At 36.6% G+C, this 24,773-nt stretch carries 18 protein-coding genes; 10 read left to right on the top strand and 8 right to left on the bottom strand.

Annotation, left to right across the window (positions count from 1 at the left end):
• Positions 1-5 precede the first annotated feature (5 nt).
• Both AN34_RS08015 and AN34_RS08010 read right to left on the bottom strand, forming a co-directional pair.
• Positions 6-2,309 (bottom strand): BamA/TamA family outer membrane protein, encoded by a 2,304-nt coding sequence (locus AN34_RS08015; protein ID WP_029284092.1) that lies wholly within the window; start codon positions 2,307-2,309, stop codon positions 6-8.
• Positions 2,293-7,326, bottom strand: coding sequence for a translocation/assembly module TamB domain-containing protein (locus AN34_RS08010; protein ID WP_231625510.1), 5,034 nt, complete (start codon positions 7,324-7,326; stop codon positions 2,293-2,295). Before AN34_RS08010 ends, AN34_RS08015 begins: the two co-directional genes overlap by 17 nt.
• A gap of 108 nt (positions 7,327-7,434) precedes the next feature.
• On the opposite strand from AN34_RS08010, the gene AN34_RS08005 reads away from it, so the two are divergent.
• The 4 genes from AN34_RS08005 to AN34_RS07990 all read left to right on the top strand — a co-directional run bounded on the left by AN34_RS08005 (position 7,435) and on the right by AN34_RS07990 (position 13,564).
• A complete protein-coding gene (locus AN34_RS08005; protein WP_029284088.1) occupies positions 7,435-7,923 on the top strand; it encodes a cytidine deaminase in 489 nt (162 codons plus the stop codon).
• Between the two features lie 161 nt (positions 7,924-8,084).
• Positions 8,085-11,051 carry a DNA gyrase/topoisomerase IV subunit A gene (locus tag AN34_RS08000; protein ID WP_029284086.1) on the top strand — a complete coding sequence of 989 codons (2,967 nt, stop codon included), beginning with the start codon at positions 8,085-8,087 and terminating at the stop codon, positions 11,049-11,051.
• A gap of 736 nt (positions 11,052-11,787) precedes the next feature.
• A complete protein-coding gene (gene pnuC / locus AN34_RS07995) occupies positions 11,788-12,408 on the top strand; it encodes a nicotinamide riboside transporter PnuC (RefSeq protein ID WP_029284084.1) in 621 nt (206 codons plus the stop codon).
• Between the two features lie 67 nt (positions 12,409-12,475).
• Entirely contained in the window at positions 12,476-13,564 is a 1,089-nt protein-coding gene (locus AN34_RS07990) for an acyl-CoA dehydrogenase family protein (RefSeq protein ID WP_029284082.1), read from the top strand.
• Positions 13,565-13,648: 84 nt separating this feature from the next.
• Here the strand turns inward: AN34_RS07990 and AN34_RS07985 are convergent, their stop codons facing one another.
• The 6 genes from AN34_RS07985 to AN34_RS07960 all read right to left on the bottom strand — a co-directional run bounded on the left by AN34_RS07985 (position 13,649) and on the right by AN34_RS07960 (position 17,808).
• Entirely contained in the window at positions 13,649-14,695 is a 1,047-nt protein-coding gene (locus AN34_RS07985; RefSeq protein ID WP_029284080.1) for a hypothetical protein, read from the bottom strand.
• 94 nt (positions 14,696-14,789) lie between these two features.
• Complete coding sequence (locus AN34_RS07980) at positions 14,790-15,671, bottom strand: class I SAM-dependent methyltransferase (protein ID WP_029284078.1); 882 nt, start codon at positions 15,669-15,671, stop codon at positions 14,790-14,792.
• Positions 15,668-16,057: a type II toxin-antitoxin system VapC family toxin gene (locus AN34_RS07975; protein WP_029284076.1), complete on the bottom strand. Its 390-nt coding sequence runs from the start codon at positions 16,055-16,057 to the stop codon at positions 15,668-15,670. The genes AN34_RS07980 and AN34_RS07975 overlap by 4 nt, the downstream gene beginning before the upstream one ends.
• Positions 16,057-16,299, bottom strand: a complete 243-nt coding sequence (locus AN34_RS07970; RefSeq protein WP_029284074.1) for a DUF2281 domain-containing protein — start codon at positions 16,297-16,299, stop codon at positions 16,057-16,059. Before AN34_RS07970 ends, AN34_RS07975 begins: the two co-directional genes overlap by 1 nt.
• 22 nt (positions 16,300-16,321) lie before the next feature.
• Entirely contained in the window at positions 16,322-17,074 is a 753-nt protein-coding gene (locus AN34_RS07965) for an ABC transporter ATP-binding protein (protein ID WP_029284071.1), read from the bottom strand.
• On the bottom strand, positions 17,074-17,808 hold the full coding sequence (locus tag AN34_RS07960) for an ABC transporter permease (RefSeq protein WP_029284070.1): 735 nt from the start codon (positions 17,806-17,808) through the stop codon (positions 17,074-17,076). Before AN34_RS07960 ends, AN34_RS07965 begins: the two co-directional genes overlap by 1 nt.
• 145 nt (positions 17,809-17,953) lie before the next feature.
• Here AN34_RS07960 and AN34_RS07955 point away from each other — a divergent pair, with 145 nt between their 5' ends.
• From AN34_RS07955 to AN34_RS07930, 6 genes are all read left to right on the top strand, one after another.
• A complete protein-coding gene (locus AN34_RS07955) occupies positions 17,954-18,643 on the top strand; it encodes an SDR family oxidoreductase (protein ID WP_029284068.1) in 690 nt (229 codons plus the stop codon).
• Positions 18,644-18,662: 19 nt separating this feature from the next.
• A complete protein-coding gene (locus AN34_RS07950; RefSeq protein ID WP_029284066.1) occupies positions 18,663-19,358 on the top strand; it encodes a PspC domain-containing protein in 696 nt (231 codons plus the stop codon).
• Positions 19,359-19,363: 5 nt separating this feature from the next.
• On the top strand, positions 19,364-20,341 hold the full coding sequence (locus AN34_RS07945) for a LiaI-LiaF-like domain-containing protein (RefSeq protein WP_029284064.1): 978 nt from the start codon (positions 19,364-19,366) through the stop codon (positions 20,339-20,341).
• Between the two features lie 83 nt (positions 20,342-20,424).
• Complete coding sequence (locus AN34_RS07940) at positions 20,425-21,039, top strand: RDD family protein (protein ID WP_029284062.1); 615 nt, start codon at positions 20,425-20,427, stop codon at positions 21,037-21,039.
• A gap of 178 nt (positions 21,040-21,217) precedes the next feature.
• Positions 21,218-23,194 carry a (E)-4-hydroxy-3-methylbut-2-enyl-diphosphate synthase gene (ispG, locus tag AN34_RS07935; protein WP_029284060.1) on the top strand — a complete coding sequence of 659 codons (1,977 nt, stop codon included), beginning with the start codon at positions 21,218-21,220 and terminating at the stop codon, positions 23,192-23,194.
• A 290-nt stretch (positions 23,195-23,484) separates the two neighbouring features.
• Complete coding sequence (locus tag AN34_RS07930; protein ID WP_029284058.1) at positions 23,485-24,759, top strand: mechanosensitive ion channel family protein; 1,275 nt, start codon at positions 23,485-23,487, stop codon at positions 24,757-24,759.
• The last annotated feature ends 14 nt before the right edge of the window (positions 24,760-24,773 follow it).

Here is a 24,773-nt window from a genome sequence, read left to right as displayed (position 1 = left end):
AATAATTAAAACGGATATCCTATTCCTATATTAAAAATTAAATTTTCTCTTCTCCAGTCTTTATCCCCAAAGGCGATATTGTTAAACACCCAACGTTGTCCTTCTGCTAAATAAGGCTTGCGAACGGGAAAGGCTACATCTAAACGCACTACAAAGATGGTAGCGTCAACACGTAAACCAGCACCTGTACCAACTGCCAATTCATTTAATGCGTTTTTAAGTTTGAATTCAGATCCAGGTCTGCCTGTATTGTCCGTTCCTGGTACCCCAACATCTTCTTTCCTTAGCCAAACGTTACCAGCATCTACAAATAGTGCACCATATAAAACACTCACCAATTTAAATCTTAATTCTGAATTCAGCATTAGTTTAATATCACCACCCTGATCTGCAAAAACAGCATTATCTGGTACTTTGTATGTTCCCGGGCCTAGGGTTCTGGCCGCAAAAGCCCTGATGTCATTACTACCACCCGCAAAAAACTGTCTTACGAAAGGTAAGGAAGTACTATTTCCATATGCATAACCATAGCCTAGGTTCAATCGGTTTGCCCAGGTTACATTTCTGTTTACTTTGTAGTAATCTCTTAAATCGGCCTCTAACCTAATAAATTGCGACAGAGGAACGTTGAAGATAGATCTTTTACCTTCATCATCTTTGGGAACAAACGTGCCCCATAGGTTACCACCTGTTTCTACGCTACCAAAGAAAAAAGTATTGTTCCTTCGGTTTGTTTCCATCTGGTTGGTATAAGTGAAGTTATAATTACTTCCAATGATAAATTGATTCTCGAGTGTAGTTCTAAGAAGCGGATTTTCTGCATATAACCTTGCTTTTGTGGTATCAGAAGGAAAGGCCGTAGATATATAACTTACCGATATTGGATTAAAATTATGCTCCTTATATTGGTTCTCCTTAAAATTATAACCGAATTCACCTTTAAAAGCGTTCAAAGTATATTCGCTACCTCTGTTTAACATTTGATACGAAACCGAGGCTATTGTTTTTGGAATGAAGGCTGTAGTACTGTTCGGTTTATAGAAAGGAACAATGAACCTTGGAAAAGTTAATTTGGCCTCTGCGGTAAGCGAAAGTGAATTTCTACCTAGAGAAGTTCCCTTGGTTTGCGTTTCAAAACCACCGCTAACGCTTAAATCCAGTTGTTCTGCACCTCTAAAAAGATTTCTCGTGGTTTGTGTTACCCGAACTTCCGAGCCTACAAAGTTGTTGGATTTACTGGTTCCGGTAACAGAAAACGTAAGTGAATTTTTCTTTAAAGGCGTAAGGTAAATGTTAAGATCTAACTGATTGTTTTTAAAACTATCTACTGGCAAAAATTCTGCTCTCACATCCTGAAAGGCTCCGATATTTACCATTCTGTTTAAAGATTGATTATGGTCTTTACGATTATATGGCTCGCCTTTCTGAAAGAAAACCAAACGATCAAATAAACGAGGTTTGAAGGTGTTTCTATCATCATAAATATTAAAATCCTTATATTCCAGGGGTTTCAAGCGTCTTAAAATGGTATCTCTTCTTAGTGAATAGCTTGGGTAAATATTGATATTTTTAATGGTATAAGGTTTTAACGCTGCATCTGGTGCAATATCCTTTACCTTTATTGAAACATTAACCAGGTTTTTGCCTATGGTACTATCTACCTGCATAATTAAATAATCCGGACTGAAATAGAAATAACCACTCTCTTTTAAATCGTTGTCAATTCTGATCCTTTCATTTTTGTAGGTGTCCAAATCATAAAAATCACCAACCTTTAGTAAGGTTTTAGCTTTGTTGCTATTGATGATATTAGTGAGTATGCCAGAATCTGGCGGAAAATTAACCTGGTTGATTTTGTATCGCTGACCAGTATTAGCGGTGTAGATGGCTTTTCCTTTTCTATCTTTCACAACCGTATCACCTGTTACTTGTGCCTGAAGGTATCCTTCACTCAACAGATAACTGGTTAGTACATCATTATTATATTTCAATTTAACTTCACTTAAAAGCACAGGAGCCTGACCTTTTTTTCTAATCCAGTTTCTTAACCCGCCTTTTGCTTTTTTAGGTTCACCAGCAAAATTATAAATCGCCAGTTTTAATTTATTATTAGGCTTAGGCCGTGTTTTACCTTTTAAGTCTGCCTTTATCTGTTTTTCATCGTCAATTTTACCTGTAGAATCAGGATTGATGTTTACTTCAGCGCCGGTATATAAAATCTGTCCTGGTTTTAAAGATTTGGTACTGCTACAGCCCGCGTAAACTAAACAGGCCAATAGAAATAGGATAGGTCTAATTAGTTTTCTCATTTTGTGCTTTCTGTTCAATGTTTCTTGTTCTTCTATTTCTTTTCTTCTGGAATATTTCTCTGAATTTATTGTAATCCACAACAAGGGTAAATCCTAAACCTGTTTCAATAATCTGTCCCTGAACAATTACATCGTTCTGATTTCTTCTGTAAGCTCTCAACCTATATCTTCCATCTGCCGATAATGCATATTCCACATTTACATTTCCTGCAATATCTGTTGATTTTTCACCTGGCGCCTGTGGGCCTTCCAGTGCAAACGAACTTCCTACAGTTACCGTTAACCGATCGTTAAGCAGTTTTTTGGATAAGCCAACTTCAAGATCTGTTTTTTGCTGCATGGAACCTGTAGAGTAATCTTCGGATGAATTCACACCAAAATTAAGGTCTACCCCCTGAATTAAATCAGAAGTCAGGTTATTTAATTGTTCGGTTAAAAGCTTGCTCACACTAGAACGGGCTAGTGTAGAAACTCCGCCACCGCCGCCAGCTAAACTTTCGAAAGGGTTATTAGCGATAAACCTGTTCAGTGCCAATAAGGCAAATACCTGTTTGTTTAATTCACTTTCATTTCTGTTAACGTTAATTAATTTTGTATATACCTGCCCGCCTAAAGCATTGCGTTCGTTCTCTGGCAAGTCTAATCTAAAGGAGATAATTGGCTTTAATAATTCACCTTTCATCATCAAATAAACCTGAAAAGGTAACTTGGTTCTGGCTTCATAATAATCTGGCTGGTTAAGTAAATCAATAGGTGCAGCATTAACTTCATAAAGAGCAGTTAAATTTACATTTGCAGATGTAGGTTCACCTGTCCAAATGATGGTACTACCTTTAACCAGTTTAAATTCTTTTTTGCCTAGCGGACCAACAGATAAATTATATGAACCATCAACAACCTCGTACCGACCGGTCATACTAATTTTTCCACTTGGGTCCATAGTGGCATTCAGGTTTGCATCACCTTTAATATTTAAAGCGTCGCCGTTTGAAGGATCTACCACTACATTAAGCTCCGCTTCCGGATCAATGGTTATGGCTGCAACCAGGTTAATTCCCTTCAACGAAGATTTATTAATGCTGTCTACCTTGAGTGCTTTTTGTCCGTTAAAAGGAGGTGCATCTGCATCAATAAACTGAACTATCCCATCCTGATCAATAACAGATGGATCACTGGTAGGTAAGGCAAAGAAGAATCTGGTATCTTTATTTACCTTGATATTCATTTTCACATCAGGCTGATTCATGTCTCCCCGAACCTGGATATCGCTGGTTAGGAAAACCTTTCCATAAATCATGTCATTATCAGCTGCAGTGGAGTTAATGGCCCTGAAATTATTCATCTTAATATCTAAACCAAAACGATAACTTCTGTAATCTTTAGTCATTACTTTTCCATTGATGGTTGCTTTCTGGTTTAGGGAGTCTATCAGTGTAAAGTTATTAAAGCTAATGCCTTCATTGGTAAATGAAATCTTTTCATTAGGCATTCTAAAATAAGAGTTAACATAAGCTACATTAATCCCGGCATTATTAAAAGTAAGGTCGCCTAAAACTTTAGGCGCAGTTAATTCACCTTTAACACTTAAAGCTCCCGTAATGGTTCCGGTTCCATTTTTTAATTGTCCGGCAGATAAGCTTTCGATATTTTTTAATTCTATTTTATCAATGTTTACGGTTAAATCAAGCGCACTTTTAGGAGCGGTGTAATAGAATCCATTTACTCTTAAATCATGTACACCACTTAAAGCTACATTTACTTCATAAGCATTTTGCGTCGCATTATTTACCGCCAGGCGAAGTGTGCCCAGTTGGTCTTTTTGGTAGCGTAGCTGATCAATAGTTAAGTTCGCCTCAAATTTAGCTGTTGAAGACAGATCTTTAACATTTGCTGTTCCATTTAAACGCCCGCCCACCAAAGTAGTATCAGTTTCTGCAAATTTTGTTAAGGTTTCTAACTGGAAATCTTTAAACTCAACCGATAGTGGCGCATTAGGTTGTGTTGGATTACTATTAATAGACAATGACTGCCCACTGTTACTAATCTGAAATTGATTTACCAATATGCCAGATGCACCAAATTGAATATAATTATCTTGTGATACCACCCATTTTTGATAATCAAGCAGTAACTTTTGCGGATCTAGGGTAAACTTAAAGTCTTTATTAATAGATTGAAAATTTCCACCGATTACATATTTATCTTTACGTTGTCTGTCGCGTAGGAAAATATTAACCCCTAAAATATTGCTTGCCGCATTACCACTTACTTCAGTATTAAAAAGTGAAACAGACGGACTTTGCAATGCTTTAACCGTTAAAGCATAATCTAGTTTATTATTATCGTTATTGATGTTTATAAGTGTGGTGTCGATTTTAAAATCGCCATAAACCACCTGAGGGAAGTTACCTTTAATCAGCAGGCTGTCTTTTTGGGTATCAATTAACCCATAAAATTGCGATGGTTTAAAAACGGTTAACTCTGGAACAAACTGCTTCAATAATTTTGAATCGTAAACCTTAACGAAGAAGCGCATCCGCTGATCAGGGATTTTAGTCACTTCTCCGAAAGCATAATATTTGTTAATTTCATTAATAATGGCATTGCTCACTTTCGTTAGTTGATATTTACCATCGATTTTTGCCGATAAAACTTCTGATCTGAGGGTCAGCTCATTTTCACTCGCTGTGCTTTTAGCCCGAACAGATATAGTATCTACATTAATTCTTTGCTGATCTTTTACCAGCTGTAAACCTGTTACATCAACACTACCATTCAGATAGTCTGCATCAGCGGTGGCCAAATCAACTTTTATAAGACCGGCAGCGCTTAGTACGGTCGGACTAAAATTTAAGGCCTGTAAATTTAATTGCTTTAAGTTTAAATCTGCCTTTACAGCTGGGTATTTTCCGACCAGGTTAACATTAGCATTCAATGCAAAATTGGCATTGCTATCAGGCATGCTACTCTTAATGGCCACTTTCTGGTTGGCATACGTACCAGCAAGATTCAGGTTTCGATAGGTATACTTATTGTAGTAAGCATTTAAAACCCGTGCATTAAATTTTGCATTAATTTTTTTAGGATCCAAGCCAGTACCTGAAACATCAGCCTTCACCGTAACACGACCTAATTTAGGCTGCATTTTTAGCAAGCGACCAACATTAAAATTATTCAGACTGATATCTGCCTTATAGCTTTCTCTTCCTTTTGCTCCCTTCATTCCTGCAACTACAATGGCACCACCCATATCCGTTTGGATATTCATATTGGTATTGAAGTCAGTCATTGATCCGGTAAACTTTCCTTTGGCATTGATTACATTCGGAAGTTCAATAGATGGTGGAAGTGATTTTTTAGGTACAGCCACCAGGATATCACTTTTTGTAACATGAAGTTTTTTAATATTCAGATCGAGAAAGGTTTTATTCACGTCAGGTAAGCCTTTAGCTGTTCCGCTAATGTCAATCTGTGTATTTTTTAATCCGCTGATTTGTAAAAGTGGAATATTTAGGTTATTGAGATAGCCATTTACCCTAGCATTCAATTTAATTTTTTCATTGCGGTAATTCGCCGGAATGGCATCGCTAAAATAGCCTGCATCCTTTAAACCTATGGTGGTGTTTTTGAAATTCAGGGCCAGTTTCACTTTTTCCGGATGTTTGGATAAGTCATCCATTGAAGTAAAGTTAAGTTCAGTCGCGTTTTCAATGGTTGTGTTTGGCGTTTTTAAAATGAAGTTGCTTAATTTAATCTGCTTATCATTGTATATGGCATTTCCTTTTAACTCATTTAATACAAATCCACTCTTCTCTTTTAATGATCCGTTTTTAACGGTTGCTTTAATCCCATCTGCACTATAGCTTACATCGCCTGCGCCGAAAGTTAATCCGGTAATTTTAAGGTGATTAAAATCCATCCCTTTAGGAGCAGCTTTTGCACCAAGGTTATCAAACTGAAAATTATTATCGGCTAAGCTGATATTTTTAATCATCAAGCCCAAAGGTGATTTTTCAGGAACAACGGTGTCTTTAACCTTTTTTAAATCATTGCTTGGTGCAGGTTTAAAAGCGAAAAGGATATTAGATTTATTTAATTTAGCATCTTCTACAGCATATTTACTGTTCGTTAAGTCTACCTTTAAATTAACCAGGCCCAATTCGTTTACATCAGCAACAGCTTTTGTTGTAGAGATCTGATCATCATAATTTACCTTAACATTATTGAAGGCAAAATTTTCCACTTCAATTAAAGGCAGTTTCCCTGTTTCTTTCTGGCTGCTATCTACACTATTGGTGAGGTGTTGTACCAATTGGGTTAATGGTTTTTGCTGAAGGTATTTAAGCGAAGTATTGTTTAAGTTAAGTTCTTTAATTACATAGTGCTGGTTGGCTAAATCAAATGTTTTTAATTTAGTTTTAAATGCACCTAAATAAAGCTTCACATCATTTCCAGCCACATCATCCCGATAGGTAATGCCAATATCTTCGAAGGAAACCTTATCAACAGAAAACTTAAGTGTTGAGGTCGTATCCTGATCCACTTTTTTTTCTGGTTTTTTCTGGTCACTCATAAAAGCGTCAACTAGAAAAGAAAAATTAAACGTGGTATCCGGGTTAATACGCCTTACATTTGCTCGAATATTTTTTAGCTCAATATTGTTAATCTCAACCGTATTCTTGAGCAATTTAAACAGGCTGATATCCACTGCTAATTTTTCAGCATATAGAAGCGTGTCTCCTTTACGATCTTCGATGTAAAACTTATTTAATACCACATCTTTTGGCAAAGCAATCTTAATGCTTTCCAAACTAACTTCGGTTTTTGTTTTTGTTTTGAGATAGTTAATGGCCTTTCCTTTTACAAAATTTTGAACCGCAGGAATGTTTAGCGAGAGGGCGATACCGACAACAAGGATGATTATTGAAGCAATAACCCAAAGTAAAATTTTTAAACTTTTACGTACGTATTTATTCAAAGCTGTTAATGTTTGATGGTTTTTAAATGCTAAAAGCATACCACTAAAATTAAATTTAATGGCATATTTATAAATAATACAAAAAATAAACTAAATTGTTCACCCGCTATAAAAATTTAACATTAGCGGATTGATAATCAATTATAAATGAAATTATTAAATCTGAATATTAGTTTTGAGCAATATGCAGGCATTGGTGAGTTAAATGAACAAGATCAGCTACTTTGTAATAAAGCAGAACAGGCCTTGGCAAGTTCATATTCACCTTACTCAAAATTTAGGGTAGGTACGGCAATCCGTTTAGCATCAGGAGAAATCATTCTTGGGAGCAACCAGGAAAATTTGGCATATCCATCAGGATTATGTGCAGAACGTGTTGCACTATTCTCTATCGGTTCCAATCAACCCAATGCCGTTATTGAAAGCATGGCCATCACCGCCCAAACTGATAATTTCGATATCACAAAACCCATTACCTCATGTGGTGGTTGTTTGCAGGTAATGGCAGAATTTGAACGTAAACAAGCAAGGCCAATTGAAGTTATTTTTTATTGCCTCACCGGCGAAATCTTAAAAGTAACCAGTGTAAAAAGCTTATTGCCTTTTTCTTTTGTGGAAGATAGGTTAGAAAGATAGCATTTTATCAAGGCTAAAAAATCTGGCATCATATAGAATAACTACTTCATTAAATGACTTAAACTTAACTCCATCAAAATTTGAACTTTGAATGTGCATAACCTCTGTTCATTCGATGAGATCATTTTTATTATATTTACGGCTGCCAATTTTGTAAATAGATGAGTGAAGAATTAGACCAAAACATAAACGAAGAACACAAGCATACGGTAACCCCAATTAATGGTTTATACGAAAATTGGTTTCTGGATTATGCGTCTTATGTGATCCTGGATCGTGCTGTTCCGCATATTCATGATGGTTTAAAACCTGTACAAAGGCGCATTATGCATTCATTGAAAGAGATGGATGACGGGCGTTTTAACAAGGCAGCTAACGTAATCGGAAATACAATGAAGTATCACCCACATGGTGATGCCTCAATTGGTGATGCGATGGTACAAATTGGTCAGAAAGATTTACTGATAGACATGCAGGGTAACTGGGGCGATCCCATTACGGGCGATAGTGCTGCAGCTCCACGTTACATTGAAGCCCGTTTGTCGAAATTTGCAAATGAGGTCGTTTTTAATCCCGATACTACCGAATGGCAATTAAGTTACGATGGACGGAATAATGAACCAATTACTTTACCGGTTAAATTTCCCTTGTTATTGGCGCAGGGGGCAGAAGGTATTGCCGTAGGTTTAGCTACCAAGGTAATGCCACATAATTTTAACGAATTACTGGATGCATCTATTGAGGTGTTAAAAGGTGTTCGGCCTAATATCGTGCCCGATTTCTTCACTGGAGGAATGGCTGATTTCTCCAATTATAATGAAGGACAACGGGGTGGTAAAATCAGGGTTAGGGCAAAAATTACAGAGAAGGATAAGAAAACCCTGGTGATTACTGAGGTGCCTTACAGTACTACTACCAGTTCGGTAATTGATAGTATTTTGGCAGCCAATGATAAGGGCAAAATCAAAATCAAGAAAATTGAAGACAGTACAGCAGCACATGTAGAAATTATTGTGCATCTCGCTCCTGGAATTTCGCCTGATGTAACTATTGATGCACTATATGCATTTACAGCATGTGAAGTATCCATTTCGCCAAATACTTGCATCATTCAGGGAGATAAGCCACACTTTTTAAGTGTAAATGACATCCTGATTGAAAATACAAACCACACCAAAAGTTTATTAAAAAGAGAACTGGAGATTCGTCTGCATGAATTGCAGGAAAAGATTTTCTTTAGTTCCTTATTAAAGATATTTATTCAGGAAGGGATGTATAAAAATCCTGAATATGAAAATTCCAGTAATTTCGATACCGTAGTTGAGGTATTACATTTACTTTTTGATCCTTTCAAACCATCGCTTTACCGCGAAATTTTGCCTGAAGATTTTAAAAAACTGATCGATAAGCCGATGAGTAGCATCACGCGTTTTGATGTGAAAAAGGCAGATGAGCAAATGAAAAATTTGGAAGATGAAATTAAAGTGGTTAAAAATCATTTAAAACACCTTACTGATTATACCATCGCCTGGTTCCAAAAATTAAAGGATAAATACGGGAAAGGTAGAGAACGAAAAACTGAAATCCGCTTGTTTGATCGGGTGGAAGCATCGAAAGTGGCTTTGGCAAACGTGAAATTATATATGAATCGTGAAGACGGTTTCATTGGTACGGGTTTGCGTAAAGATGAGTTCATTGCCGATTGTTCCGACATTGATGAAGTGATTGTTTTCCGTGAAGACGGAAAGTGTATGATCACCAAGGTTGCCGATAAAACCTTTGTTGGAAAGGGAATTATCCATGCCCAGGTTTTTAAGAAAAACGACGAACGAACCATCTACAATATGATTTATAAAGATGGTGGTACCGGAGTAGCTTACATTAAACGTTTTGCAGTTGTTGGCGTAACAAGAGATAAGGAATACGATTTAACCAAAGGATCAAAGGGCTCGAAAGTTTTATATTTTACAGCCAATCCGAATGGTGAGGCCGAAATTATAAATGTTGCCCTGAAGCCGCACTCTAAATTACGCAAGCTTCAGTTTGATCAGGATTTTGCTGAAGTAGCCATTAAAGGCCGTGGATCGCAGGGTAATATTATTTCTAAATATCCGGTTAAAAAAATCACCTTAAAAAGTAAAGGCGTTTCTACGCTGTCGGGTTTAAAAATCTGGTATGATGATTTATTAAAGCGTTTAAATGTAGATGGCAGAGGGAAGTATCTTGGTGAGTTTGATGGCGATGACCGAATTTTGCAGGTGCATAAGGATGGTTATTATGAATTAAGCTCATTTGAATTGAGCAATCATTTTGATGACGGCTTAATTCTGATAGAGAAATTTGATCCTGAAAAGGTCTTTGCTGCAGTTCATTTTGAAGGCAAAGCACAGAATTATTTCATCAAACGTTTTGTTTTTGAGTTACAGTCTATTGGTAGGAAAACAATTTTTATCAGCGAAGAGCAAAAATCGAAGTTATTGTTTTTAACTGCTCATCCGGCAGCGAAGGTTATTGTTGATGTGCTTAAGGGTAAAACACAAATTCCGGAGACATTAGATTTGATGCTTGCCGAAATAATTGATGTAAAAGGCTTAAAGGCAAATGGCAACCGCTTATCGCCACATGATGTGCAAAAAGTAGTGCTGGAGGAGCCTGAAGTTGAGGTAAAAGAAACGGATGAAAATGAAGAAGGAGGAAACAATGATGAGTCAAGTGAAGAGGGGGAAGTGGAAACAGTTAAAGAGATTGTCGAGCCTGAAACCAATGAAGAAATTTCTAAGCCAGAAGTAGGTGAGGAGATTGCCGAAACAGCAATAAAAGAGCAGCCTAAACCTAAATTTGAACGTAAAATAGTACCTGCTGTTGAAGAGCAAGTGGTACAGGAAGAAAAGCCGGTAATCAAACAACCAGCTTCAGAAACAACTGAAATTAAGGAGGAAGAAACCAACGAAAAAGCTGTTGAAGAAGAAGTTATAGAAAAACCAAAACCTACATCAGCGAAGAAAGAGGAACCTAAAGTCAAGGATAAGCCAAAAGCTGAAGAAAAACCAGTTAAGAAAGTAGATTTCGAAATTACCAATCCCAATGATATTGAAATTGATGATAAAGGGCAGTTAGGTTTGTTTTAGCATAGGTCGTTATTGCGAGGAATAATTCAGCACCTATTTAGGTAAGATCCTGAATCAAGTTCAGGAGGACGTTCGTTGCAAAGGGATTTCCTCGAGAGGTGCACTAACCAATTCGTCATGCTGACCTGTAGCGCAGCGGAAAGCTACGCAGTAAATTCAGTTCAGCATACTATCTAGATAAGATGCTGAATCAAGTTCAAGAGGACGATTTGTTGCAAAGGGATCTCCTCGAGGCATTATCGCGATAAAACATAGGCAGGTTGGTGAGACACCAACCTGTAGAATCTTGTTATTTAGAATGCCGAACAAGAACTGTCGTCATTGCGAGGCACGAAGCAATCCTAACACGACCGCTATCTACAACAAACATATCGGTCTGGTGTCTCACTAACCGAAACACAATATAATTCGCCTGATGGAAGTGGAAATGTAAATTCCATATAGAACCAAAACCTATCAATTTAAAAACTATATTTGCCTTACTCAAAGGGGTGCTGGTGACCTTGCGATTTCTATTGCAAGCATTGGCTGAGATTACACCCAAAAGAGGTAGAAGGTATAAGATCTAAAGGTAGATGGTTTCCAAACCCTCCGCTTTTAAATCCTCTATCCCTCTGCCTTACACTACCTGATTCGGATAATGCCGACGTAGGGAAGAGGTTAAATTCAAAACACTGTTTCGCCCTGAAAGCAGTTTCAATTATTTTTTATTGGTCGCAGGACAAAATTATTGTAAATGAATTTCCAAGAGTGGTTCAGGCTTTTTCAACAACAAATTCTACATACTTCAATCATAGAATGGCTTGCGGTTGGCTTCGGTGTTTCTGAAGTTTTACTGGCAAAAAAAAATAGTATCTGGTTATATCCTACTGGAATTATTTCCATTCTTTTATCCATGTTTCTTTTGCTTAACGTGAAGCTCTACGCAGAAATGTTGCTCAGTATTTATTATTTGGTGATGAGTGTTTACGGCTGGATGATTTGGAAAAAGCGCAAGATTGAAGGCGAGAACCAAGTATCATGGAGTACAAACCAAGAGTTGTTAATCGCCATATTGATTTCCACTGTCGGTTTCTTCATTTTGTATTTTGTATTACGAAATCATACAGACTCTGACATGCCGCTTTTTGATGCCTTTGTTTCATCAACTGCATGGGCAGGAATGTGGCTGCTGGCAAAACGTAAAATTGAGAACTGGATTTTCCTTAATATCTCCAATATCGTTGCTATTCCCTTATTATTTCATAAAAAGCTCCCCCTGATGGCCTGTTTAACTACTTTTCTTTTTGTGGTAGCGATACTCGGTTTTATAGAATGGAAGAAAATTATTGGCAAAAGAAACCTTAGAATGGCCTAGTTTTTCACAATCAAAGTTGTTTTCTACGAATTCAACATTACCGTGAAAATAAATAAACAAAAAAAATATGCGAAATACATTAACACAAACCTGGCAGGAAAAAGTAAAAGAATTTGCAGCGCAATCTGAAGAGATGGGTGAGCTACAGCCGGCAATTCTGGAACTTGCTTATCAGGAAAATTGGTTTAAGCTTTTTGTGCCAGAAGTTTATGGAGGAGCGGGGAAAAAACTTCCTGAAATTTTAAGGCTGGAAGAGGAACTGGCGGAGGCTGACGGGAGTTTAGGATGGACAGTTACACTTTGTGCGGGCGCAGCCTGGTTTGCAGGTTTTTTAGATCAGGGATTGGCGAAAGAAATTTTTGCCGAAAGAGAAGTTTGTTTTGCAGGTAGTGGTGCTATTGGAGGAACAGCCATTAGAACTGAAAACGGTTACCTGATAAATGGTCATTGGAAATATGCCAGTGGTGCTTTGCACGCCACTATTTTAACAGCAAACTGTACTATAAAGGAAATGGATGGTACTGATCTTTTGGATGAAGATGGAAATCCTGAAGTCATGTCTTTTATCCTTAAAAAAGAAGAAGTGGAAATTCTATCCGGCTGGTCATATTTTGGCTTGATTGCAACAGGAAGTCATGCATTCGAAGTAAAAGATTTGATTGTACCGTTAAACAGAACCTTTAAGATAAATGATGATATTAAAGTTGCCGATCAAGGCTTTGATTACCCTTTTTTACAACTGGCAGAAACTACACTGGCTGTAAATAGCCTTGGCATGGGTCAGCACTTTATTCGGTTGGTTGAAAGTTCTTTTTTGTCACGTACTGGTTTGCGTAGATACAATGAAGATCAAATAGCCTTCTTCAACATGGAATTAAATAAATGCAAAACAGAAGTTGAAACTTTAAAGATTCAATTTTATCAAGCTTTTGATGAGTCTTGGAATCAGCTAATTAACGCAGGAGTGATCGATCATCAGCAGCTGGAAGCTGTAAGTAAGGTAAGTAGAAAACTTACTCATGCTTGCAGAAGAGCTACAGATACACTTTTTCCTTATTGCGGATTGGAAGCTGCGAAAAAGGAATCTGAAATTAACCGGGTTTGGCGAGATATTCATACAGCAAGTCAGCATGCACTGCTCACTTTTGAAAATTAATAGTAGATATACTTTTCAATTTGATTTAGATCCTAAAAAAATGAAATATAAAAAAAGCCCATGACTTGCATGGGCTTAATCTTCTTACTGATACTGAATGTAAATCGGTTTCGGTGTAAGTTTTAATAACTCTTCCGGAGTCATTAAACGTTTAGGTTCTTTTTTCAAATCATTTTTATAAAACAGCTTGAAACCTGTAAACTGTACAGGTTCGCCATAAACGAAATGGCGATAAGTACCTTTCTTTAATTCTGGTTCACCCCATCCATCCATATGTACAACAACCTGTACTTCCGGACGTAATTTAATATTTGCAGAATTAGTTACCATTTTCTTCGTAAAACGGTGTAAAACAAACACTTTCGGAGGCAAGTTGTATTTTTTAACTAGATCAGCAAGGTATCCGGTTACATAGTTAACGTCAGCAGCATCATAAGTTCCGATTTTTTTACCAGGAAGAGAACCATCCTTCATGGAAAATTCAGGATCAATTCCTAAATGTACATATGGCAATTCAAGGTATTTGGCAATATGTGGAAGCTCATCTTTTATAGTGCTTAACGCCACCTGTAAATCCAGAAAAACAATGGTATTAGGTTGCATTTTTGCAATGGTCAATACAGAATCAATCTGTTTGTTCCCCATTCGGTTAATATATTTTTTATCTTTTCCAGGTGTTCCACTTGCTACTGCAGCAATGTAATGCAAACCTGGTTGAACAGGTGTAGAAGGATCAGCCTTTTCCCAATGTTTAACTTCAGCATTTAAGCGTTGCCACATCTCTTTTGGTGCATATTCACCTAAAGCGCCCATTTTTTTAGAGTGAAGGTTTCCATAATACACTACAATTCTTTTAAATGGTAAGATGGCGCCGGCAAGTGGAACAGGTTGATTTTTAACCGGCCATTTGCCTGTGGTATCGCCGTTAGCAAGTTTTTTTACAAGAGAATCATATAATTTTGGATCAACAGGCTTCATTACATTGGCTGTTGAATCTCCTTTCTTTTTAGTGGTGTCAGATGTGTTCTGGCCGATACCACTTTTGCTCTTGCCATCTGAGTTACAGTTTGCAAATAAACTGATTGCCGCAAAACCGAGAATAATCGTGCCTGCTAATTTGGGGAATTTCATAGATAATTTAATAGGTTATTAAGTATTGCCTTTTTATTACAACTGGCTTTTAAGGGGAAAAGATATGGAAATTTGCTGAATTAAAACAAATAAATTATACGTTACAGAATTTACCAAAAACACCTAAAGGTAGTTTTATACCTGCAGTAGCTTGTAAGTATAACTCGCCTGTTTCTAAGTTTTGAACACTTGGATAAGAGGTACGGATTAAGTTTTCTACAATTACAGATGAAAATCCTAATGAATAGGTGTTTAAAATTAAGAAATGTTCCTTTTCATCTAAAAGTTGAACCACATCTTGCATCATTTCCTGAATATGATCTTCTAGTTTCCACTTTTCACCATTTGGACCATGTCCATAAGCTGGTGGATCTAAAATAATGCCGTTATATTTTTTACCTCTTTTTAATTCTTTCTTAACAAACTTCAAAGCATCCTCCACCATCCAACGGGTATTTTTCAATCCTGAAAGTTCCTGGTTTTCATTGGCCCAGGTTACCACTTGTTTAATCGAATCAACATGAGTGGTTTCCGCTCCGGCTGCGTTTGCAATTAATGAGGCAGCACCTGTGTAAGCAAATAAATTTAAAACCTTAGGTTGGGGAGTTTTAAATTTTTTAATGGATGATGAAATGTAATCCCAATTAACAGCTTGTTCAGGGAACACACCAACATGTTTGAAGGAAGTTAGTCCTAAACGAAGTTTAATAGCGACTTCGTTGTTTTTATATTCTACATGCCAGCGATCTGGTATGGATTGATTTTTTTTAACCCACTCTCCGGAAGTTGCAGACCTACCTCTAAACGTAATGTTAGCTGTTTTTTTCCATTCTGTTTCTGATAATGTTTTTTTCCAAACAGCCTGTGGTTCAGGACGGATTAAAATCACATTTCCAAAACGTTCTAATTTTTCAAAATCCCCGCAGTCAATCAGTTCATAATCTTTCCAGTGCGTTGGGGCCAATAATTGTATCATGTATTCAATAACTTTAAATTTGGATAATTTCTGATGTATTGATCATCAGTAATTAGCGTTAGCTCGTCTGCCAATGCTTGTGCAATAATCAACCTGTCAAAAGGGTCTCGATGAATTAACGGAAGAGACAAGTAGGTATCAAGGTGGTGCTTTTGTATATTGAGAACAGATATGTTAAAATCATCTATCAAAGCATACATTTCCTCAAGATCTCGGGTAACGGTCAATTTACCTATATTAGTTTTTACTACGACTTCCCATAAACTCGCAATACTCAGAAATTTATCGTTTTCAGGATTTTCGATATTGGCAATTATTGATTTTTCAAGCCCTCGATCTTCATTAATTAAAGAGATGAAAATATGCGTATCAATTAAAATCCGCATTACATATACTCTTTTAAATCCTCTATTGGATCATTAAAACCCTTAGGAATAATAAATAAACCCTTTGCTGCACCATATAAGCTTTTGGGCTCTTCAACAACATTATTATTATCAGTTTTTTCCTGATAAAAGCTTTTAGAATGTTTAGCTTTCAAAAAATCAATAAAATCTTCTACCTCATTTACCATATTTTCTGGTAAGGTTTTCAACTTGTTAATGATATTTTTAGTAGCTGTAGTCATATAGACAAATATAATAATTTTCTTAAAACTTATCTTTAGCAGCTTTCATAAAGCGACTTGCAAATACAAAATCATTCAACTCTTTAATATCTGTATGCGCAATTTCCTTATTACTACCTTCCCAAAATTTCTTACCTTCATGTAAAAATAAAATATAATCTCCAATACCCATTACGGAGTTCATATCATGGGTAACTACAATGGTGGTGGTTTTAAATTCTTCTGTTAATTCCTGAATTAATTCATCAATAACGATTGAAGTTTTTGGATCCAATCCAGAGTTAGGCTCATCACAAAATAAATATTTTGGATTCATTGAAATGGCACGGGCTATACCCACACGTTTCTTCATGCCGCCTGAAAGTTCTGCCGGGAACAATTTGTTTTTGCCAGCCAGATTAACCCGTTCCAAACAAAAATTCACCCGTTCAAGCTTTTCTTTTCTAGTTTGATCAGTAAACATATTGAGGGGAAACATAATGTTATCCTCTACCGTCATACTATCAAATAGGGCAGAACCCTGAAAAAGCATTCCAATTTCTTTACGAACTTCGATCCGTTGTTCGTAAGTCATAGGTGTGAAATCGCGTCCATCATATAAAACTGAACCAGAATCTGGCTGATGCAAACCCACCATACATTTTAATAAAGTAGTTTTGCCCGAGCCAGAGCCACCTATAATCAGGTTGGTAACACCTTCTTCAAACTTTCCAGAAATGCCTTTTAACACGTCATTACCCGAAAATGATTTATATATATCTTTAACTTCGATCATTACAATAACAATTGAGTAACTAAATAATCGCAAACAAGAATAGAGATACAGCTAATTACAACTGCCCTTGTACTGGCCTGTGAAACTTCTAAAGCACCGCCACGAACATAAAAACCTTCATATGCAGGAACTGAAGTAATGATGAAACCAAAAACAAAAGCCTTTACCAAAGCAACCACAATGGTATAAGGGTTAAAGTCTGTTGTAATTCCTTGAAGATATTCTGCCGGAGTAACTGCACCTGATAGTGAACCACCTAAATAACCTCCTGAGATACTTAAAAACATAGAGATGATTACCAGCATGGGTACCATAGTAATGCCTGAAATAATTTTTGGAAGAATTAAATACCCAGGAGCATTGATGCCCATAATTTCCAGGGCATCAATTTGTTCGGTTACACGCATAGAGCCAATTTCTGAAGAAATAGCAGAACCGATTTTTCCGGCCAGCACAATTGCGCTGATGGTTGGACTTAATTCCAGAATACTCGAATCTCTGTTTACCGAACCGATAATGGTTTTAGGTATAAAATCACTCACCAGCTGGAAAGCAATCTGAAGAGTCATTACTGCGCCAATAAACGTAGAAATGATGGCAATAAGCCCTAGAGAGCCCACGCCTACATAATCCATTTGCTTGGCAATTTCCTTCAAATATATTTTAAGTTTTTCCGGCCTTCTGAATACAGATTTGAGTAGCAGGATGTATCTCCCGAAATTGGTAAAATTCATTCCGTATGTATTGCTTAATTTAAATGATCATTTATATAACTACAAAGAAACGATAAAAAAGTTGTCGGTCTTTGATAATTCAAAAAATATTCGTGGTTTTGATTATTAATATGGTTTTTTGCTAACAAAAATTAAACCATAAGAAATGAAAGCAGTAATCACAGGTGCAACAAAAGGCATTGGAAAGGCAATAGCCCTTAAACTCCAGGCAGCAGGGTATGATTTAGCATTAGTGGCCAGAAATTTACATGATTTAGATGCACTACGTGAAGAACTTGCACTTCCAGATCAAATGATTAAAACTTATCAGGTAGACTGCTCCATCAAGGAGGAGGTTTATCAATTTCTTCATCAGGTAAAAAATGAATTTGGTGATATAGATGTTCTTGTTAATAATGTAGGTATTTATATGCCGGGTAGTTTGTTAGATGAAACCGATGAAGTTTTCGAAGAGCAACAGGCACTAAACCTAAATGCTGCCTATTACATGAGTAAATTTTTTGGGAAAGAAATGCGTTCAAGGCGCTGTGGACATATTTTTAACATCTGTTCTGTCGCAAGCAAAATTCCTGTAGAAAATGGTGGAAGTTATAGTGTAACAAAATCAGCGATGTTAAGTCTTAATCATGTATTGCGGCAAGAGTTAGCACCACACCATGTTAAAGTAACAGCCTTTTTGCCGGGTTCAACAAAAACAGCTTCTTGGGAAGGAACAACTATACCTGATGAGAAATTTGTACAGCCCGTTGATATTGCAGAAACACTTTATACCATTTTAACGCTAAGTAAAGGGGTTAATGTTGATGAGGTTTTAATCACTCCGCTGGATTTTTAAACATAAAATAAACAGCATTATGGAAAAGAAGCTTTTTAGAAACGAACACGATAAGATGATTGCCGGAGTAGCTTCAGGACTTGCAGACTACATGCAGGTAGAGGTTACCATAATCAGATTATTATTTGTATTATCTACTATTTTTATGGCTGGGGCCGGCCTCATTGCCTATGTTATTATGTGGATTATTGTGCCTGTAAACAATGATCCTGCAGCCAGATTTTCAAAATTTAACGACTATTTTAATAAAAACAATACCAATTCATTTGGTAATCCATCTCCATTTACCGGACCTGCAGGCACTGGAAATGCAAACTGGACGCAGCCTGTAAATGATGGTGCTCCAAAAACTGCTTTTGAAACCCAACCCGATTTCAGCAAGTTTAATAAGCCTAATGATACCGGACGTACAGTTGCTGGTTTAGTGATGCTCGTAATTGGCTGTTTCTTTTTAATGCGGGAAATGGATTTTATCCCAGATTGGTTTACCATTAGAAACTTGTTTAAGTTTATGTGGCCTTTAATTTTTATTGCATTGGGCATCAGCATTATTGCAAAATCAAAAAGAAAAAATGATTGGCAGGCTTTTCAACAGCAACAAAAAGCTGCTGAAGAAGATAAAAAGGCAGACTTTTCAGAAGCAGTTGTAACACAAGAAGAACCAACATCTCAAGAGTCTAAAGATAATTTAACAACTAACTCTCCTCAATTATAAATATTATGAAATTAGATAGATTAATTTGGGGTATTTTACTGCTTTTTATAGGTGGTGTACTTCTACTCGAAAACTTTGGAATTATCAATTTTTACTGGCGTAATGTTTGGGGCTTTTGGCCAATATTCTTAATCATAGGTGGCCTGAATATTTTGTTTAATAGAAATAACTCTCAAACTGGCAGCATCGTATCTATTGCTGTATTGGTGGTGGCCTTATCTTTTCTATTTATTAGAGGGCAACAGGTTCCTGAACGTGGTTCATGGTGGGGCAGTCACTTTAAGAAAGGTGTAGATATTGATATCGATGACAATGATGTGGACGACGATAATGATGGAGATACATCATCCGTGAGAGAATTTAAACTTTCCGAACCCTTTGTGCCTACTGATAATGCAAAGAAAACGATATTGAATATCTCAGGTGGTGGAATCTCCTTTAATTTAAACGGAGAAACTTCAGAATTGATTGATGCGAATGTTAAAGGAAAAAATGGTAATTTTTCATTGAAAAAAGCAGTAACGGATAGTGCTACAGTTCTTACTTTCCAGCTGGATGATAAAAGAAAAAAATGGAACTTTAATAACGGCTCTAATGATGTTGACTTTAATTTAAATAAGACCGCGAACTGGGAAATTTTTATGAAACTGGGTGCAGGTTCAGCTGATCTCGATTTTCAGGATTATAAAGTCCGCACATTCCGTTTTGATGGAGGCGCTGCAGCTTTAGATATTAAACTTGGCGAATTGTTGCCCATTACTGATGTGATTGTGAAATCAGGCGTGGCAGATGTTAAGATTAAAGTTCCTGTTAACTCAGGTTGCAGAATAAAAACACAAACCGGCTTATCTGCAAAAGATTTTGAAGGATTTGAAAAAATGAGTGATGGACTTTATGAAACTTCAAATTATAAAACTTCAACTCACAAAATTTTTATCAATTTAGACGGCGGATTAAGTAACTTTGAGGTGAGCAGATACTAAAAAGGTTAAAGGTTTCAGGGTGGAAGGTTTAAGGCTATACATGTCTGGCCTTTAAAAACTTTGATCCTAAAATCTCAAAGCCAATGAACCCAGATAAAGAATATACAGTTGTAATTAATGGTAAGCCACAAGGCCCTTACCTTTTATCTGATCTGGAGGGTTTAAACATAACTCCTAATACCTTCATTCGGAAACCCGGAATGGATGATTATAAAGAAGCTCACGCAATTCCCGAATTGCGTGAGCTTTTAGGCTTTAAATATCAAAAAACAGCACCACAGTATTTTGCGGCTTTTGATCAGCGTCTACTCGCTTCAGTAATTGATCACTTTATTATTTTTGGTATTTATACTATTCTCATTCTCACCAGTTATATTTTTATTCAAGGAAAAGATGAAAGGATTATGGCCTTTTTGGTGCCATTTCCCATAATTTTTATCATCAAATTAGTTTATGGTGTATTTGCAGAATCATCATTAAAAAAAGCTACTCTTGGTAAAAGGATTTTGAATATTAAGGTGACAGATTTGGAAGGAAGCAGGATAACCACAAGTCGTTCCATGGCTCGCAATTTTTCTAAAATTTTATCTGTAATTCCTGTTTTTTTTGGCTACCTATATTGCTTTCTCAATAAAAAAAATCAATGCTGGCACGACATTACTGCTGATACTCTAGTGATTAAAGATAGGTTGATATAGAAGAAGACTAACTAAATTGCATAAGATTTATAGCAAAACGAGCATGAAATTGCTATAAAATTATAGCAAAATAAGGAAAAATTGCTTTTAGTTTTTAGCAAAATCAATTTATGCTAGCTTAAAATTTTAACAATCCATCAATTTAACAATTAAACATTTAGCTTATCTTTGCCATAGCATGGAAAATTTATCGGTAAAGCATGAGTTAGGTGGAGGGTATTGCAATAGTTTAACGCAGTATTCCAGGTTTTTAACCCGCGAAGTTAAGATTGGGGATATTGCTTTGGGCGGTCATAACCCCATTCGTATCCAATCGATGACAACAACCGATACCATGGATACCATTGGAACAGTAGAGCAAACCATACGAATGGTAGAATCTGGCTGTGAATATGTTCGTATTACAGCACCAAGTATCAAAGAAGCTGAAAATTTAGCCAATATTAAAAAGGAATTACGTTTTCGAGGCTATGATGTTCCACTGATCGCTGATATCCATTTTACACCTAATGCAGCTGAAATGGCGGCAAGAATTGTCGAAAAAGTGAGGGTAAATCCAGGAAATTATGCAGATAAAAAGAAATTCGAAAACCTGGAATATACGCATGATGCCTATACAGCTGAACTGGAAAGAATTAATAAAAAATTTATTCCACTAATTAAAATTTGTAAAGAATACGGTACTGCCATGCGTATTGGAACCAACCATGGTTCCCTGTCTGACCGGATTATGAGTCATTATGGCGATACACCAAGAGGAATGGTGGAATCTGCTATGGAATTTATCCGCATGTGCGAGGCCGAAAATTATTATAACCTGGTGATCTCTATGAAAGCCAGCAATACACAAGTAATGGTTCAGGCTTATCGTTTACTGGTTGAAACCATGGTGAAAGAAGGCATGAATTATCCTTTACACCTGGGCGTAACAGAAGCAGGCGATGGAGAAGATGGCCGAATTAAATCAGCAGTAGGAATTGGTACTTTGCTGGAAGATGGTTTAGGCGATACCATCCGTGTTTCCTTAACTGAAGATCCTGAATTTGAAGCACCCGTGGCAAAAGCTTTAGCTGATCGGTATTTGAAAAGGAGTTTGGACTTTGAAGTTCGGAGCTCGGAGTCGCCGATTATACTCTCAACTCCTAACACTCAACTTCCAACTTACTCTCCATACGCTTATTCAAGAAGAATTACACAATCAGTTCAGCACATTGGTGATCATCATCATCCCCTGGTGATGGTAGATGTTTCAAAGGAAAACCTGAAAGATCCTTACTTTTTGAGTTCGGTTGGCTATAATTACAGTGCAGGTTTAGATAAATATAACTTAGCTGATCAGGCATGTGACCTGGCTTTTCTTGGCGACAACCTGCCTTCATTTTCTTTCCCTGGAAATTTAAAGCAGGTTTATAACTATCATACATGGCTAAATCTTCGTGATAAAAACAACTGTCACCCTCTATTTTCTTTAGAAGAATTTAACAAGGCTGAAGTGAAGGATGAGTTTTTGAATTTCGTCAGAATTGATACAAGCCAATTAACTACTTTAACAACTGCATCACTAAATAATGTTGTGCTCATTCTCGAAACATCTGCTAAGAATGGCATGGCAGAACAAAGAGCATTTTTTGTTGCTTTGCAGGAAAAGAATATCCAAATTCCGGTAATCATTAGAAGAAGTTACGAAAATTTAGATGCAGATACATTAATGCTTTATGCTGCAACAGATTTTGGAGCACTATTTACCGATGGTTTTGGTGATGGAATCTGGATAGATGCACAAGGTCAGGATTTAGCATTAATTAACTCAACCAGCTTTGGTATTTTGCAGGCCACACGTACACGCATCAGTAAAACTGAATATATTTCCTGCCCAAGTTGCGGCAGAACACTTTTTGATTTACAGGAAACTACACAGTTGATCCGATCTCGCACCGATCATTTGAAAGGCCTTAAGATTGGAATTATGGGATGCATTGTGAACGGCCCGGGTGAAATGGCAGATGCTGATTATGGATATGTTGGTACAGGACCTGATAAAATTACGCTATATCGCGGTCAGGAAGTGGTTAAGAAAAATGTAACAACTGCTTTTGCTTTAGATGAACTGATTGAAATTATTAAAAATGATGGCAATTGGGTAGAAAAAGTTTAGTGCCATCGTTCGCCAGGAACGAAGCAATTTCTTTTTTATCATAATTAGGTTGTGTTTACTAGTGTAAATTTTTCACTCCATAAATAACGTTTTAAAAGTTTTCGTTTCGCGCTGGGGCACGAAGCAATCTTTTTGCTTAAACTACATTTCGAATACAATTACTTCGATCAAATAAAATCAATTTCGAAATAACTAAAAAAAATGGTAGGCTGTAGATAAAGTATCTTTATAACGAAAAATATCGAATCACTGCCATTTATAAACTTACCAATAAACCCTACATTACGCTCATGAATCTATTTGAATTTCATTTTATATTTAGTGAGCTAAGAAGACTTTTAACTGCACAAGGTTTAACTGGAGGAGCATTGGTTTATAGTTATTTCCTTCTGGGTTTAATAGGTGTTACACTCTTTCTATTCATTACAATATTTGTTACCAGACAGGTTTTTATTGGCGTAGTAAAAAGTGCAAAAACTAAATCTGATTGGCAACAGGCCCTATATGAATTTCGTGTTTTCAGAGCCTTTGCCCTGATATTTGGTGCCTATATTATCTACAATGCCGTTCCGTATGTATTTGTTGATTTTAAAAACTGGTATTTCTACGCCATTATTTTTTCTAAAATTTATGTCGTATTGGCAACCATGTTTGCTATTAATGCCTTTCTAAATGCATCGGTTTCTGTAATGGAATCGTCACGAAAATATGCTGATAAACCCATTAGAAGTTATAAACAGGTAGCTAAAATTATCATCTATATTTTCGGTTTTGTGTTGATTTTATCCATCATACTTAACCAGTCGCTTTTATACATTTTTGGAGGATTTGGAGCGGTTACAGCTGTTTTTATTTTAGTATTTCGTGATCCAATTTTAGGTTTTGTGGCTTCAGTGCAAATGAGTGCCATTGATTTGGTTCGTGTTGGAGATTGGATTACCGTAGAAAAATATGGTGCTGATGGAGAGGTAACCGAAATCAATTTAACTACCATTAAAGTAAGAAATTGGGACAAAACGGTTACCATAGTACCCAGTTACGCCATTGTAAGTGAATCATTTAAAAATTGGCGAGCCATGGAAGAAAGCGAGGGTAGGAGGATTAAACGCCATATTAATATTAAAATATCGAGCATAAAATTTTGCGATGATGATTTGATCAGCCGTTTGCAAAGCATCGATTTTTTAAAAGATTATCTCAAAGAAACACAATTACAGATTGAGCAATTCAACGCCGAAAATACAGTAAATCCAAATAATTTGGTAAACGGCCGTCACATGACGAATATTGGAACTTTTAGGGTTTATGCTGAAAAGTATTTAGAAAGTAATCCATCCATCAATACTGATTTAACTTTTATGGTCCGCCAGTTACAGGCCACTGAAAATGGTCTGCCTATTGAAATTTACGTTTTCTCAAAAGAAAAAGGCTTAAAGAAATTTGAAGAAGTTGCTGCTGATATTTTTGATCATCTTTTGGCTGCGGTGCCATACTTTGATCTGGAAATTTTCCAAAGCCCTAGTGGCAGCGACATGCGTGGATTTGTTGGAAGGGGAAATGATTAAGCATCTATTTCCCC

It is taken from the genome of Pedobacter sp. R20-19 (genome assembly GCF_000708265.2).
GTDB lineage: Bacteria > Bacteroidota > Bacteroidia > Sphingobacteriales > Sphingobacteriaceae > Pedobacter.
This window is presented reverse-complemented; position numbering and strand designations above follow the sequence as displayed.

Coding starts and splice junctions, on each gene's coding strand:
- AN34_RS07960 (WP_029284070.1), bottom strand. CDS start 17,808: ATGAATTTTACCAATTTCGGGAGATACATCCTGCTACTCAAATCTGTA.
- AN34_RS07955 (WP_029284068.1), top strand. CDS start 17,954: ATGAAAGCAGTAATCACAGGTGCAACAAAAGGCATTGGAAAGGCAATA.
- AN34_RS07970 (WP_029284074.1), bottom strand. CDS start 16,299: ATGACTACAGCTACTAAAAATATCATTAACAAGTTGAAAACCTTACCA.
- AN34_RS07980 (WP_029284078.1), bottom strand. CDS start 15,671: ATGATACAATTATTGGCCCCAACGCACTGGAAAGATTATGAACTGATT.
- AN34_RS07945 (WP_029284064.1), top strand. CDS start 19,364: ATGAAATTAGATAGATTAATTTGGGGTATTTTACTGCTTTTTATAGGT.
- AN34_RS07985 (WP_029284080.1), bottom strand. CDS start 14,695: ATGAAATTCCCCAAATTAGCAGGCACGATTATTCTCGGTTTTGCGGCA.
- AN34_RS08010 (WP_231625510.1), bottom strand. CDS start 7,326: ATGCTTTTAGCATTTAAAAACCATCAAACATTAACAGCTTTGAATAAA.
- pnuC (WP_029284084.1), top strand. CDS start 11,788: ATGAATTTCCAAGAGTGGTTCAGGCTTTTTCAACAACAAATTCTACAT.
- ispG (WP_029284060.1), top strand. CDS start 21,218: ATGGAAAATTTATCGGTAAAGCATGAGTTAGGTGGAGGGTATTGCAAT.
- AN34_RS07950 (WP_029284066.1), top strand. CDS start 18,663: ATGGAAAAGAAGCTTTTTAGAAACGAACACGATAAGATGATTGCCGGA.
- AN34_RS08015 (WP_029284092.1), bottom strand. CDS start 2,309: ATGAGAAAACTAATTAGACCTATCCTATTTCTATTGGCCTGTTTAGTT.
- AN34_RS08005 (WP_029284088.1), top strand. CDS start 7,435: ATGAAATTATTAAATCTGAATATTAGTTTTGAGCAATATGCAGGCATT.
- AN34_RS07930 (WP_029284058.1), top strand. CDS start 23,485: ATGAATCTATTTGAATTTCATTTTATATTTAGTGAGCTAAGAAGACTT.
- AN34_RS08000 (WP_029284086.1), top strand. CDS start 8,085: ATGAGTGAAGAATTAGACCAAAACATAAACGAAGAACACAAGCATACG.
- AN34_RS07990 (WP_029284082.1), top strand. CDS start 12,476: ATGCGAAATACATTAACACAAACCTGGCAGGAAAAAGTAAAAGAATTT.
- AN34_RS07975 (WP_029284076.1), bottom strand. CDS start 16,057: ATGCGGATTTTAATTGATACGCATATTTTCATCTCTTTAATTAATGAA.
- AN34_RS07940 (WP_029284062.1), top strand. CDS start 20,425: ATGAACCCAGATAAAGAATATACAGTTGTAATTAATGGTAAGCCACAA.
- AN34_RS07965 (WP_029284071.1), bottom strand. CDS start 17,074: ATGATCGAAGTTAAAGATATATATAAATCATTTTCGGGTAATGACGTG.